Annotated in this window: 16 protein-coding genes; 8 read left to right on the top strand and 8 right to left on the bottom strand. The window is 50.9% G+C overall.

Going from position 1 to position 12802, the window contains the following annotated elements; genetic code table 11:
* Positions 1–15 precede the first annotated feature (15 nt).
* The gene (znuA, locus tag C4F37_RS05665; RefSeq protein WP_001347089.1) at positions 16–948 is read right to left on the bottom strand and encodes a zinc ABC transporter substrate-binding protein ZnuA; all 933 of its coding nucleotides are present in this window, start codon (positions 946–948) and stop codon (positions 16–18) included.
* A 78-nt stretch (positions 949–1026) separates the two neighbouring features.
* Between znuA and znuC the strand changes: the two genes are divergently transcribed.
* The gene (gene znuC / locus C4F37_RS05660; protein WP_000202996.1) at positions 1027–1782 is read left to right on the top strand and encodes a zinc ABC transporter ATP-binding protein ZnuC; all 756 of its coding nucleotides are present in this window, start codon (positions 1027–1029) and stop codon (positions 1780–1782) included.
* A complete protein-coding gene (gene znuB, locus C4F37_RS05655; protein ID WP_000571479.1) occupies positions 1779–2564 on the top strand; it encodes a zinc ABC transporter permease subunit ZnuB in 786 nt (261 codons plus the stop codon). Before znuC ends, znuB begins: the two co-directional genes overlap by 4 nt.
* A gap of 144 nt (positions 2565–2708) precedes the next feature.
* On the opposite strand, the gene ruvB is transcribed toward znuB, so the two are convergent.
* The 3 genes from ruvB to yobI form a co-directional block, all read right to left on the bottom strand.
* The gene (ruvB, locus tag C4F37_RS05650; protein ID WP_000568519.1) at positions 2709–3719 is read right to left on the bottom strand and encodes a Holliday junction branch migration DNA helicase RuvB; all 1011 of its coding nucleotides are present in this window, start codon (positions 3717–3719) and stop codon (positions 2709–2711) included.
* A gap of 8 nt (positions 3720–3727) precedes the next feature.
* Positions 3728–4339, bottom strand: a complete 612-nt coding sequence (ruvA, locus tag C4F37_RS05645; RefSeq protein ID WP_000580323.1) for a Holliday junction branch migration protein RuvA — start codon at positions 4337–4339, stop codon at positions 3728–3730.
* A 138-nt stretch (positions 4340–4477) separates the two neighbouring features.
* Positions 4478–4543 (bottom strand): stress response small protein YobI, encoded by a 66-nt coding sequence (yobI, locus tag C4F37_RS05640; RefSeq protein ID WP_072093883.1) that lies wholly within the window; start codon positions 4541–4543, stop codon positions 4478–4480.
* 69 nt (positions 4544–4612) lie between these two features.
* Between yobI and C4F37_RS05635 the strand changes: the two genes are divergently transcribed.
* Entirely contained in the window at positions 4613–5215 is a 603-nt protein-coding gene (locus C4F37_RS05635) for a YebB family permuted papain-like enzyme (RefSeq protein WP_001024913.1), read from the top strand.
* 1 nt (position 5216) lies between these two features.
* Here C4F37_RS05635 and ruvC read toward each other — a convergent pair whose 3' ends face one another.
* From ruvC to aspS, 4 genes are read right to left on the bottom strand one after another with little or no spacing between them, the layout of a single operon-like run.
* Positions 5217–5738 (bottom strand): crossover junction endodeoxyribonuclease RuvC, encoded by a 522-nt coding sequence (gene ruvC, locus C4F37_RS05630; protein WP_001295503.1) that lies wholly within the window; start codon positions 5736–5738, stop codon positions 5217–5219.
* A gap of 34 nt (positions 5739–5772) precedes the next feature.
* The gene (locus tag C4F37_RS05625) at positions 5773–6513 is read right to left on the bottom strand and encodes a YebC/PmpR family DNA-binding transcriptional regulator (RefSeq protein ID WP_000907234.1); all 741 of its coding nucleotides are present in this window, start codon (positions 6511–6513) and stop codon (positions 5773–5775) included.
* A gap of 28 nt (positions 6514–6541) precedes the next feature.
* Complete coding sequence (gene nudB / locus C4F37_RS05620) at positions 6542–6994, bottom strand: dihydroneopterin triphosphate diphosphatase (RefSeq protein ID WP_077393227.1); 453 nt, start codon at positions 6992–6994, stop codon at positions 6542–6544.
* Positions 6987–8759, bottom strand: coding sequence for an aspartate--tRNA ligase (gene aspS / locus C4F37_RS05615; protein ID WP_001258675.1), 1773 nt, complete (start codon positions 8757–8759; stop codon positions 6987–6989). Before aspS ends, nudB begins: the two co-directional genes overlap by 8 nt.
* Before the next feature lie 309 nt (positions 8760–9068).
* Here aspS and C4F37_RS05610 point away from each other — a divergent pair, with 309 nt between their 5' ends.
* Genes C4F37_RS05610 through cmoB form a run of 5 tightly spaced genes read left to right on the top strand, consistent with a single transcriptional unit; the run spans position 9069 to position 12650 of the window.
* Positions 9069–9635, top strand: a complete 567-nt coding sequence (locus C4F37_RS05610; protein ID WP_000891620.1) for a hydrolase — start codon at positions 9069–9071, stop codon at positions 9633–9635.
* Entirely contained in the window at positions 9632–10450 is an 819-nt protein-coding gene (locus C4F37_RS05605) for a DUF72 domain-containing protein (protein ID WP_000639272.1), read from the top strand. Before C4F37_RS05610 ends, C4F37_RS05605 begins: the two co-directional genes overlap by 4 nt.
* Positions 10451–10502: 52 nt before the next feature.
* Positions 10503–10898, top strand: coding sequence for an MAPEG family protein (locus tag C4F37_RS05600; protein ID WP_000252980.1), 396 nt, complete (start codon positions 10503–10505; stop codon positions 10896–10898).
* Positions 10899–10938: 40 nt separating this feature from the next.
* Positions 10939–11682, top strand: coding sequence for a carboxy-S-adenosyl-L-methionine synthase CmoA (gene cmoA, locus C4F37_RS05595; RefSeq protein ID WP_000019588.1), 744 nt, complete (start codon positions 10939–10941; stop codon positions 11680–11682).
* The gene (gene cmoB / locus C4F37_RS05590) at positions 11679–12650 is read left to right on the top strand and encodes a tRNA 5-methoxyuridine(34)/uridine 5-oxyacetic acid(34) synthase CmoB (protein ID WP_000564725.1); all 972 of its coding nucleotides are present in this window, start codon (positions 11679–11681) and stop codon (positions 12648–12650) included. Before cmoA ends, cmoB begins: the two co-directional genes overlap by 4 nt.
* Positions 12651–12802: the final 152 nt, after the last annotated feature.

Genomic DNA, 12802 nt, shown 5'->3' with positions numbered 1-12802 from the left:
GTAATCACTTCCTCATTAATCTCCTTTCAGGCAGCTCGCATACTGGTTGGCTAATTGATTCAGGAATTCTGAATAGCTTGTTTTACCCAGTTTGATATTCGTCCCCAGGGGATCCAACGTTCCCATACGAACGGATGTCCCTCGTGCGACGCTCTCAACGACCGCTGGCCTGAACTGTGGCTCAGCAAAAACGCAGGTTGCTTTTTGCTCAACCAACTGTGTTCTTATTTCATGTAAACGCTGCGCGCCAGGTTGAATCTCAGGGTTAACGGTAAAATGACCAAGCGGTGTCAGTCCGAACTGTTTTTCGAAGTAGCCGTAAGCATCGTGAAAAACGAAATAACCTTTCCCCTTGAGCGGCGCGAGCTCGTTACCAACCTGCGTTTCGGTTGAGGCTAATTGTGCCTCAAAATCCTTCAGGTTGGCGTCAAGTTTGGCTCGACTTTGCGGCATAAGTTCCACTAATTTTCCATGGATTGCAACCGCTGTAGCCCGCGCTATCTCTGGGGAAAGCCAAAGATGCATGTTGAAATCGCCGTGATGGTGATCTTCGTCACTTTTTTCCGCGTGATCGTGATCATCATCATCGTCGTGAATACTTTTCATCAGCAGCGGTTTCACATCTTCTAGCTGCGCAATCGTTACCTGTTTCGCTTCTGGTAATTTACTTACCGGTTTTTGCATGAACGCTTCCATCTCCGGGCCAACCCAAACGACTAAGTCCGCGTTCTGTAAGCGTTTTACATCCGATGGACGCAGTGAATAATCATGTTCTGAAGCGCCGTCAGGCAGTAAAACCTGCGTTTCTGTTACCCCATCAGCAATGGCAGAAGCGATGAACCCAACGGGTTTAAGCGAAGCGACAACGGCGGCATCTGCGGCCTGTGTTGCACCGCCCCAGAGAGCGGCGGATAATGCTGCGAAAAGAAGCGTTTTTTTATGTAACATAATGCGACCAATCATCGTAATGAATATGAGAAGTGTGATATTATAACATTTCATGACTACTGCAAGACTAAAATTAACATGACAAGTCTGGTTTCCCTGGAAAATGTCTCGGTTTCTTTTGGCCAACGCCGCGTCCTCTCTGATGTGTCGCTGGAACTTAAACCTGGAAAAATTTTGACTTTACTTGGGCCAAACGGCGCAGGTAAGTCGACACTGGTACGGGTAGTGCTCGGACTGGTAACACCCGATGAAGGGGTTATCAAGCGCAACGGAAAACTGCGCATCGGCTATGTACCGCAGAAGCTGTATCTCGACACCACGTTGCCACTGACCGTAAACCGTTTTTTACGCTTACGCCCTGGCACACATAAAGAAGATATTTTGCCTGCACTGAAACGTGTCCAGGCCGGGCATCTGATTAACGCACCGATGCAAAAGCTCTCGGGTGGCGAAACGCAGCGTGTACTGTTAGCGCGAGCATTGTTAAATCGACCGCAATTATTAGTGCTGGATGAACCCACTCAGGGCGTGGATGTGAATGGTCAGGTGGCGTTATATGACCTTATTGACCAACTGCGTCGTGAACTGGATTGTGGCGTTTTAATGGTATCTCACGATCTGCATCTGGTAATGGCAAAAACCGATGAAGTGCTTTGCCTGAATCACCACATTTGTTGTTCCGGCACACCGGAAGTTGTTTCCCTGCATCCGGAGTTTATTTCTATGTTTGGTCCTCGTGGTGCTGAACAACTGGGTATCTATCGCCATCATCATAATCATCGTCACGATTTACAGGGACGAATTGTTTTGCGTCGGGGAAATGATCGCTCATGATTGAATTATTATTTCCCGGTTGGTTAGCCGGGATCATGCTCGCCTGTGCCGCGGGTCCGCTGGGTTCGTTTGTAGTCTGGCGTCGTATGTCTTATTTCGGTGATACGCTGGCTCATGCCTCATTACTTGGCGTCGCGTTTGGTTTGTTGCTGGACGTGAATCCATTCTATGCGGTGATTGCAGTTACGCTGCTGCTGGCGGGCGGTCTGGTATGGCTGGAGAAGCGTCCACAGCTGGCGATCGACACGTTATTAGGGATTATGGCGCACAGTGCCCTGTCGCTGGGCCTGGTGGTCGTTAGTCTGATGTCTAATATTCGTGTTGATTTGATGGCTTACCTGTTCGGTGATTTACTGGCAGTGACGCCAGAAGATCTCATCTCTATTGCGATTGGCGTGGTCATCGTGGTGGCTATTTTGTTCTGGCAATGGCGCAATTTGCTGTCGATGACGATTAGCCCGGATCTGGCGTTTGTTGATGGTGTGAAATTACAGCGCGTGAAATTGTTGTTGATGCTGGTGACGGCATTGACGATTGGTGTAGCGATGAAATTCGTCGGCGCGTTGATTATTACTTCACTGCTGATTATTCCTGCTGCTACTGCACGTCGCTTTGCCCGCACGCCGGAACAGATGGCTGGTGTCGCTGTTTTGGTGGGGATGGTGGCAGTGACTGGCGGTTTAACCTTTTCCGCATTTTACGATACACCTGCAGGCCCGTCGGTGGTGCTATGCGCGGCACTGTTATTTATTCTCAGTATGATGAAAAAACAGGCCAGCTAATCTTTCGCTGAACATATTTGTCGGATGCGGCGCGAGCGCCTTATCCGACCTACGGTTCGCTATCTCTGGTAGGCCTGATAAGACGAACAGCGTCGCATCAGGCACACTGCCAATGTCGGATGCGGCGCGAGCGACCAATCCGACTTACGGCATTTCTGGCGGCGTTATGCCAAAGTGATTCCACGCCCGCGTCGTCGCCATACGCCCACGCGGTGTACGCTGCAAAAAGCCTTGCTGAATCAAATAAGGTTCCAGTACATCCTCAATGGTTTCACGTTCTTCGCCAATGGCTGCCGCCAGGTTATCCAGACCTACCGGCCCACCAAAGAACTTATCGATTACCGCCAGCAACAATTTGCGGTCCATATAATCGAAACCTTCAGCATCGACATTCAACATATCCAGCGCCTGAGCAGCGATATCTGCCGAGATGGTGCCATCGTGCTTCACTTCGGCGAAATCACGCACTCGACGCAGCAGACGGTTGGCAATACGTGGCGTACCGCGCGCACGACGAGCAACTTCCAGCGCGCCGTCATCACTCATCTCAAGCCCCATAAAGCGTGCGCTGCGACTGACGATATATTGCAGATCCGGCACCTGATAAAACTCCAGACGTTGCACAATACCAAAACGATCGCGCAACGGTGATGTCAGCGAACCTGCGCGCGTGGTTGCACCAATCAGGGTAAACGGCGGCAAATCAATTTTAATGGAGCGTGCCGCCGGACCTTCACCAATCATGATATCCAGTTGGTAATCTTCCATTGCCGGATACAACACCTCTTCCACCACTGGTGAAAGACGGTGGATCTCATCAATAAACAGTACATCGTGTGGTTCAAGGTTAGTGAGCATTGCTGCCAGATCGCCCGCCTTTTCCAGCACCGGACCAGAAGTCGTGCGTAAATTAACGCCCATTTCATTGGCGACAATATTGGCAAGCGTAGTTTTACCCAACCCCGGAGGACCAAAAATCAATAGATGATCGAGGGCATCGCCGCGCAGTTTCGCTGCTTTGATGAAAATCTCCATCTGCGAACGAACCTGCGGCTGACCAACATACTCTTCCAGTAATTTAGGGCGGATGGCGCGATCTGCCACATCTTCCGGCAAAGTGGTACCGGCAGAAATCAGACGGTCTGCTTCAATCATCCTTTACCTCATAACGCGGCGCGTAGGGCTTCGCGAATTAATGTTTCACTGCTGGCGTCAGGGCGAGCGATTTTGCTCACCATGCGGCTTGCTTCTTGTGGTTTATAGCCCAGTGCCACCAGCGCAGCAACCGCTTCCTGTTCAGCATCGTCGGTCGCCGGGCTGGCAGGAGACGTGAGTACCAGGTCGGCGGCTGGCGTAAAGAGATCGCCATGCAAACCTTTAAATCGGTCTTTCATTTCGACAATCAAGCGTTCGGCGGTTTTTTTGCCAATACCCGGCAGTTTCACCAGTGCCCCCACTTCTTCACGCTCAACGGCATTAACGAACTGCTGCGCTGACATTCCGGAGAGGATCGCCAGCGCCAACTTCGGGCCGACGCCGTTGGTTTTGATCAACTCTTTGAACAACGTGCGCTCTTGTTTATTGTTAAAACCGTACAGCAGTTGCGCGTCTTCACGCACCACAAAGTGGGTGAAAACGATCGCTTCCTGACCCGCTTCAGGGAGTTCATAAAAACAGGTCATCGGCATATGCACTTCATAGCCTACGCCGCCCACTTCAATTAACACCAGCGGGGGTTGTTTTTCAATGATGATGCCTCTGAGTCTGCCTATCACATGACGCTCCTGCGTAATGAATCAAAGATAATGCTGTATGATAAAAAAATGCTGGATAGATATCCAGCGAAGGATGAAGAAAACTTGCGAGGTGTCTCAATGATCTGAAAAATGGCGCAGTATAATTTATTCTACAGGTTATATTGGAAGCAAATATTTAAATATTACATATTCAGCGAAGAAATGTGTAATAAAAATATACATTGCGACTCCTGAAAAAATAATTTTTTATGCTATTACGTATATTCATATCTATTTCAATGGAATGACAACGTGAATATTAATTATCCTGCTGAATATGAAATTGGTGATATCGTCTTTACATGTATAGGTGCTGCCTTATTTGGTCAAATATCAGCTGCATCAAATTGCTGGAGTAATCACGTCGGGATCATTATCGGTCATAACGGTGAAGACTTTCTGGTTGCAGAAAGCCGTGTTCCCCTCTCAACCATCACTACGCTATCCCGTTTTATTAAACGCTCTGCTAATCAACGCTATGCTATAAAGCGATTAGACGCCGGACTAACAGAACAACAAAAACAACGAATTGTTGAACAGGTTCCTTCCCGGCTACGCAAACTTTACCACACCGGTTTTAAATACGAATCTTCGCGCCAGTTCTGTTCAAAATTTGTTTTTGATATTTATAAAGAGGCGCTATGTATTCCGGTGGGTGAAATAGAGACGTTTGGAGAATTGTTAAATAGCAATCCGAATGCAAAACTCACTTTCTGGAAATTCTGGTTCTTAGGTTCTATTCCGTGGGAGCGTAAAACCGTCACGCCAGCCAGTTTGTGGCATCATCCGGGTTTGGTGTTGATTCACGCGGTGGGAGTTGAAACGCCTCAGCCGGAACTGACCGAGGCGGTATAACTTAACGCAGTCGCCCTCTCGCCAGGTTCAGTCGCGATTCGCTCATTTGCATCGCATTCTGACTAACGTGGCAGTGGGTGATGGCAATCGCCAGCGCATCGGCGGCATCCGCCTGTGGATTAGCGGGCAGTTTCAGCAAGGTGCGGACCATATGCTGCACCTGGCTTTTTTCGGCACTACCAATACCTACCACTGTTTGCTTTACCTGACGTGCCGCATATTCAAATACCGGCAATTCCTGATTCACCGCCGCCACAATCGCCACGCCGCGCGCCTGCCCCAGTTTCAGGGCTGAGTCAGCGTTCTTCGCCATAAAGACCTGTTCAATGGCGAAATAATCAGGCTGGAATTGGGTGATGATTTCCGTCACGCCCGCATAGATGAGCTTCAGACGAGACGGTAAATCATCCACTTTGGTGCGTATGCATCCGCTACCCAGGTAGGACAGTTGCCTGCCTACCTGGCGGATGACGCCATAGCCGGTCACGCGCGAACCCGGGTCAATGCCGAGAATAATAGCCATCACGCGTCTCCGTTTTGCTGTTTAGCAGGCCTCATCAGAGAGTCGCTGCAACCTCATCAGAGATTTCACCGTTATGGTAAACTTCCTGCACGTCGTCGCAATCTTCCAGCATATCGATCAGACGCATCAGTTTCGGTGCGGTTTCTGCATCCATATCAGCTTTGGTGGACGGGATCATGGAAACTTCCGCGCTGTCTGCTTTCAGACCTGCCGCTTCCAGAGCGTCGCGTACTTTGCCCATTTCTTCCCATGCAGTGTAGACATCAATCGCGCCGTCATCATAGGTCACAACGTCTTCAGCACCGGCTTCCAGGGCTGCTTCCATGATGGTGTCTTCATCGCCTTTCTCGAAGGAGATCACGCCTTTTTTGCTGAACAGATAAGCTACGGAACCATCAGTACCGAGGTTACCGCCACATTTGCTGAATGCATGACGCACTTCAGCAACGGTACGGTTGCGGTTGTCAGACAGACATTCAATCATGATTGCCGTGCCGCCAGGACCGTAACCTTCGTAGATGATGGTTTCCATGTTTGCATCATCATCACCGCCCACACCTCGTGCAATTGCGCGGTTCAGAGTGTCACGGGTCATGTTGTTAGACAGTGCTTTATCAATTGCTGCACGCAAACGCGGGTTAGCGTCCGGATCACCACCGCCCAGCTTAGCCGCGGTTACCAGCTCACGAATGATTTTAGTGAAGATTTTACCGCGCTTAGCATCCTGCGCAGCTTTACGATGTCTGGTGTTGGCCCATTTACTATGACCTGCCATAAAAATATCTCCAGATAGCCCTGCCTGTTCAGGCAGCGTTAATTACAAACTGTTCAATCGCCTGCCGGTTGCTCCAGGACTTAGTGAGCGCCGCCGCAGCAGACGCATCAAGCCACTTGTAAGCCAGATGTTCAGTGAAAACGATCTGGCGCTCGTGCGGAAGCGCAAGACAGAACCATGATTCCGTATTACGCGTCACGCCCGGCGCATAGCGATGACGTAAATGTGAAAAAATTTCAAACTCTACCGTGCGCTGACAGTCAATTAAGGTCAGTTGTTCAGCGACAACATCAATGGTGACCTCTTCCTTTACTTCGCGCATGGCAGCTTGCGGCGCGGTTTCACCCTCTTCCACGCTGCCGGTTACCGACTGCCAGAAATCGGGATCGTCACGCCGCTGCAACATCAGCACCCGTTTCGTATCTTGTGCGTAGATGACCACTAAGATCGAAACGGGACGCTTATAAGCCATATCAGTTATTCTCAGCCTTCTTCACAACCTGAATGCTCAGCTCAGCCAGTGCAGTCGGGTTAGCAAAGCTCGGTGCTTCAGTCATCAGACACGCCGCCGCCGTGGTTTTCGGGAAGGCGATAACGTCACGGATATTGTCGGTGCCGGTCAGCAGCATCGTCAGACGGTCAAGACCGAATGCCAGACCTGCGTGCGGCGGAGTACCGTATTTCAGGGCGTCGAGCAGGAAGCCGAATTTCTCGCGCTGTTCCTCTTCGTTGATACCCAGAATACCAAACACCGTCTGCTGCATATCACCATTATGGATACGCACAGAACCACCGCCCACTTCGTAACCATTGATGACCATATCGTAAGCGTTCGCCACCGCATTTTCCGGTGCAGCTTTCAGTTCTGCTGCCGTCATGTCTTTCGGTGAGGTGAACGGATGGTGCATTGCCGTCAGGCCGCCTTCACCGTCGTCTTCAAACATCGGGAAGTCGATAACCCACAGCGGTGCCCATTTGCTTTCGTCGGTCAGACCAAGGTCTTTACCCACTTTCAGGCGCAGTGCCCCCATCGCGTCGGCAACAATTTTCTTGTTGTCGGCACCGAAGAAAATCATATCGCCATCTTGCGCGCCAGTACGCTCCAGGATGGCTTCAATGATTTCTGCATTGAGGAACTTCGCTACCGGGCTGTTGATACCTTCCAGACCTTTCGCGCGTTCGTTAACTTTGATGTAAGCCAGACCTTTCGCGCCGTAGATTTTAACGAAGTTACCGTATTCGTCGATCTGCTTACGGGTCAACGATGCGCCGCCCGGAACACGCAGAGCGGCAACACGGCCTTTCGGATCGTTCGCCGGACCTGCAAATACTGCAAACTCAACAGATTTCAGCAGATCGGCAACGTCGGTCAGTTCCATCGGGTTACGCAGATCCGGTTTATCAGAACCATAACGGCGTTCTGCTTCTGCAAAGGTCATTACCGGGAAATCGCCCAGATCCACACCCTTCACTTCCAGCCACAGATGACGCACCAGCGCTTCCATCACTTCACGCACTTGCGGCGCGGTCATGAAAGAAGTTTCCACATCGATCTGAGTAAATTCAGGCTGACGGTCAGCACGCAGGTCTTCGTCACGGAAGCATTTAACGATCTGATAGTAGCGGTCAAAGCCGGACATCATCAGTAGCTGTTTGAACAACTGCGGGGATTGCGGCAGCGCGTAGAATTTACCTTTGTGCACACGAGAAGGCACCAGGTAGTCACGCGCGCCTTCAGGCGTGGCTTTGGTCAGCATCGGAGTTTCGATGTCGAGGAAGCCGTGGTCATCCATAAAACGGCGCACCAGGCTGGTGATTTTAGCGCGGGTTTTCAGGCGCTGAGCCATTTCCGGGCGACGCAGGTCGAGGTAGCGGTATTTCAGACGCGCTTCTTCGGTGTTGACGTGGTTAGAGTCAAGCGGCAGAACATCTGCACGGTTGATGATAGTCAGCGAGGACGCCAGTACTTCGATTTCGCCAGTCGCCATATCGCGGTTAATATTTTTTTCGTCACGCGCACGTACGGTGCCCGTGACCTGAATGCAGAACTCATTACGCAGTTCAGAGGCCAGCTTTAACGCGTCCGCACGATCCGGATCGAAAAATACCTGCACGATACCTTCGCGGTCGCGCATATCGATGAAGATCAGGCTACCAAGATCACGACGACGGTTGACCCAACCACACAGAGTCACCTGCTGCCCCACGTGGGACAAACGGAGCTGTCCACAATATTCTGTACGCATGAGATATCCCTTAACTTAGCTGCCGGCGGATGCCCCCTGCTGCGCAGGTGACCAAGTCGCAGCGTTAGCTGTATGTCACAACTGAATGAAAAAAGGCGGCTATTATACTGGAAATTCTGCCGCACCGTAAGAGCCTGGCCCGCGCTGGAACGCCTCGTTACCACTTTATATCGGGCCTGAAATCAGACTCTACGCCAGTTTGCTATAAAGGTGTTGCCCGAACTCATAAAAATTAACAAAATTTGTCGTTCCGCCATCGGCTAATCGCATTAAGGTGAGAGGCACGATTTTGTTTTGTCAGGAGTCATCATGCTTGAACTTAATGCTAAAACCACCGCGCTGGTGGTGATTGATTTACAAGAAGGCATCTTACCTTTTGCCGGAGGTCCACATACTGCCGATGAGGTGGTTAATCGCGCCGGGAAGCTGGCGGCGAAATTTCGCGCCAGCGGTCAGCCCGTGTTTCTGGTGCGCGTTGGCTGGTCTGCCGATTACGCCGAAGCATTAAAACAGCCGGTTGATGCCCCCTCCCCCGCAAAAGTGTTGCCCGAAAACTGGTGGCAACATCCTGCTGCATTAGGTGCAACCGACAGCGATATCGAAATCATCAAACGTCAATGGGGTGCGTTTTACGGTACGGATCTGGAGTTGCAATTACGCCGCCGGGGTATCGATACAATAGTGTTATGTGGGATCTCGACCAATATCGGTGTTGAATCCACCGCCCGCAATGCCTGGGAACTCGGTTTTAATCTGGTGATTGCCGAAGATGCCTGTAGCGCCGCTAGCGCCGAGCAGCACAATAACAGCATTAATCATATCTACCCGCGCATCGCCCGTGTGCGCAGTGTGGAAGAGATCCTCCACGCGTTATGATTTACATCGGTCTGCCGCAATGGTCGCATCCTAAATGGGTGCGGTTGGGGATCACCAGCCTTGAAGAGTATGCCCGCCACTTTAACTGCGTGGAGGGTAACACCACGCTTTATGCCCTGCCGAAACCCGAGGTTGTCCTGCGCTGGCGTGAGCAGACCACAGATGACTTCCGCTTCTGTTTTAAGTTTCCGGCGACCATTTCGCATCAGGCAGCATTACGGCATTGCGATGATTTAGTGACTGAATTTTTGACCCGCATGTCACCGTTGGCTCCGCGCATTGGACAATACTGGCTGCAACTGCCTGCCACATTCGGCCCACGGGAGCTGCCTGCGCTTTGGCATTTTCTCGATTCTCTTCCCGGTGAATTTAATTATGGGGTGGAAGTCCGCCATCCACAGTTTTTCGCCAAAGGGGAAGAGGAACAAACGCTTAATCGCGGTTTACATCAGCGCGGCGTTAATCGGGTGATTTTAGACAGCCGCCCGGTTCATGCAGCACGTCCACACAGTGAAGCTATTCGCGACGCTCAACGAAAAAAACCTAAAGTTCCGGTACATGCTGTACTGACGGCGAAAAATCCACTGATCCGTTTTATCGGTAGTGATGATATGACGCAAAACCGGGAGTTATTTCAGGTCTGGTTACAAAAATTAGCACAGTGGCATCAGACCACTACGCCTTATCTTTTTTTACATACGCCAGATATTGCCCAGGCCCCGGAACTGGTACATACCCTGTGGGAAGACTTACGTAAAACGCTTCCAGAGATCGGAGCAGTTCCGGCTATTCCACAGCAATCTTCTCTTTTCTGAATTTGCCACCTATCATAGACAGGTGCCATCGGCCATTTTAAAGGGAGTTTGTATGGTAAGCGCGCTGTATGCCGTTTTAAGTGCGTTGTTATTAATGAAGTTCTCTTTTGATGTCGTTCGCCTGCGAATGCAGTACCGCGTTGCCTATGGCGACGGCGGTTTTAGCGAACTGCAAAGCGCTATTCGCATTCATGGTAACGCGGTGGAATATATTCCTATCGCGATTGTGTTGATGCTGTTTATGGAAATGAATGGCGCAGAAACCTGGATGGTGCATATTTGCGGCATCGTTTTGCTTGCTGGTCGTCTGATGCATTATTACGGTTTTCATCACCGTCTGTTCCGCTGGCGACGTTCTGGCATGAGCGCGACCTGGTGTGCGCTGTTGCTGATGGTGCTGGCGAATCTTTGGTATATGCCCTGGGAGTTGGTTTTCTCCCTGCGTTAGCGCACAATACGCCACTTTCTTTTTCCCGGATTTTTACGTTATGTCTCACCGCGACACGCTATTTTCTGCCCCTATCGCCAGACTGGGCGACTGGACCTTTGATGAACGGGTAGCTGAAGTCTTCCCGGATATGATCCAGCGTTCCGTTCCCGGCTATTCCAATATTATTTCCATGATTGGTATGTTAGCCGAGCGCTTCGTTCAACCTGGTACGCAGGTTTACGATCTGGGTTGTTCTCTGGGCGCGGCGACGCTCTCGGTGCGTCGCAACATTCATCATGATAATTGCAAAATTATTGCCATCGATAACTCCCCGGCGATGATTGAACGCTGCCGTCGTCATATTGACGCCTATAAAGCTCCTACGCCAGTAGACGTTATTGAAGGTGATATTCGCGATATCGCCATTGAAAACGCATCGATGGTGGTGCTGAATTTTACCCTGCAATTCCTGGAACCTTCCGAGCGCCAGGCGTTACTGGATAAAATTTATCAAGGGCTGAACCCGGGCGGTGCGCTGGTGCTTTCGGAAAAATTCAGTTTCGAAGATGCCAAAGTTGGTGAATTGCTGTTCAACATGCACCACGACTTTAAACGTGCCAACGGTTACAGCGAACTGGAGATCAGCCAGAAACGCAGCATGCTGGAAAACGTGATGCTGACCGATTCCGTGGAAACCCATAAAGCACGCCTGCATAAAGCCGGTTTTGAGCATAGCGAGCTGTGGTTCCAGTGCTTTAACTTTGGTTCACTGGTGGCATTAAAAGCAGAGGACGCTGCATGATCGACTTTGGTAACTTTTATTCTCTGATTGCCAAAAATCATCTTTCACACTGGCTCGAAACGCTGCCCGCGCAGATTGCTAACTGGCAGCGCGAGCAGCAGCACGGGCTGTTTAAGCAGTGGTCCAACGCGGTGGAATTTCTGCCTGAAATTAAACCGTATCGTCTTGATTTACTGCATAGCGTGACGGCAGAAAGCGAAGAACCACTGAGCGCCGGGCAAATTAAACGCATTGAAACGCTGATGCGCAACCTGATGCCGTGGCGCAAAGGGCCGTTCTCACTGTATGGCGTCAACATCGATACCGAATGGCGTTCCGACTGGAAATGGGATCGCGTTCTGCCCCATCTTTCTGATTTAACCGGGCGCACCATTCTTGATGTTGGCTGCGGCAGCGGTTATCACATGTGGCGCATGATTGGCGCAGGCGCGCACCTCGCGGTGGGGATCGACCCTACGCAACTGTTTCTGTGCCAGTTTGAAGCGGTGCGTAAACTACTGGGCAACGATCAGCGCGCACATTTGTTACCGTTAGGTATTGAACAACTTCCGGCACTGAAAGCCTTTGATACCGTCTTTTCGATGGGCGTGCTTTATCATCGTCGTTCACCGCTGGAGCATCTCTGGCAGTTAAAAGACCAACTGGTGAATGAAGGCGAACTGGTGCTGGAAACGCTGGTTATTGATGGCGATGAGAACACGGTGCTGGTGCCGGGCGATCGTTACGCACAAATGCGTAATGTCTATTTCATTCCTTCCGCGCTGGCGCTGAAAAACTGGCTGAAGAAGTGTGGTTTTGTTGATATTCGCATTGCAGATGTGAGCGTTACCACCACAGAAGAGCAGCGACGCACCGAATGGATGGTCACCGAGTCTCTGGCCGATTTTCTCGACCCGCATGATCCGGGTAAGACGGTGGAAGGTTATCCTGCGCCTAAACGCGCGGTGCTGATTGCGCGCAAGCCGTAAAGGTCTGGTAATACTGCCGGATGCGGCGTGAACGCCTTATCCGGCCTACAAAGTCTTGCTAATTCAATATATTGCAGGGGCTATGTAGGCCTGATAAGCATAGCGCATCAGGCAGTTTTGCGTTTGCATAACCTCAGCGCCCGTTTCCGGGC

The organism is Escherichia sp. R1 (assembly GCF_003000935.1).
In the GTDB taxonomy this organism is placed as follows: domain Bacteria; phylum Pseudomonadota; class Gammaproteobacteria; order Enterobacterales; family Enterobacteriaceae; genus Escherichia; species Escherichia coli.
This window is presented reverse-complemented; position numbering and strand designations above follow the sequence as displayed.